The sequence below is a fragment of the Micromonospora sp. M51 genome (genome assembly GCF_018070305.1).
In the GTDB taxonomy this organism is placed as follows: domain Bacteria; phylum Actinomycetota; class Actinomycetes; order Mycobacteriales; family Micromonosporaceae; genus Micromonospora; species Micromonospora parva.
This window is the reverse complement of the sequence record NZ_JAGPXZ010001421.1, coordinates 1-577: the sequence shown is the minus strand read 5'-3', so window position 1 is coordinate 577 and position 577 is coordinate 1. Positions and strand designations below refer to the sequence as shown.

Sequence of the window (577 nt, the reverse complement as noted above, 5' to 3'; positions counted from 1 at the left end):
ACGGATGCCAGGCCGGGTGTGGCTCGTCCCGATGGTGCCCCAACAGGACGGGGACGCTCAGCGGCACCGGCAGCCACCACAGCACCGTGGCCACCCCGACCAGGCCGTTCACCGCGCCCCGACGTCGACGCCCCTCGGTGCGCCGGCTGACCCAACCGAAGACCATCCAGCCGGCCACCGCGCCGAGCACCGTGGCGAGCACTCCGGCGGGGACCACCAGGGGCGGCGGCGCCCGGTGCAGCTCGACCGAGAGGTACGTGGCGTCCACGGCTGTCTGGGAGGAGATCGAGGCATTCAGGATGGTGTCGCCACGTCGGGCGGTCAGCGCGGTGTCGCTGATCGCCTCCGGGGTGGCGCAGAGCTTGTCCGCGCAGCCGACCCGGTCGGACACCTGAGGGTCGTACACCCGCCAGCCGGCACCGGTCAGGCGCTCCCTGGCCACCGCGACGGTCTGTGCGGCGGGCACCGGTGGCGCGCCGAAGGCAGCCGCGCCGGTGGCGCTCTCCTGATATTCGCCGCCGTCACCGAACAGCAGTGTCTTGACGGTCTTCAGACGCAGCGCGTGCCCGTAGACGAC

1 pseudogene is annotated in these 577 nt (G+C 72.8%); it reads right to left on the bottom strand.

What is annotated here, in order from left to right:
• A pseudogene (locus KBX53_RS35210) lies at positions 1-577 on the bottom strand (hypothetical protein); the annotation flags it as partial.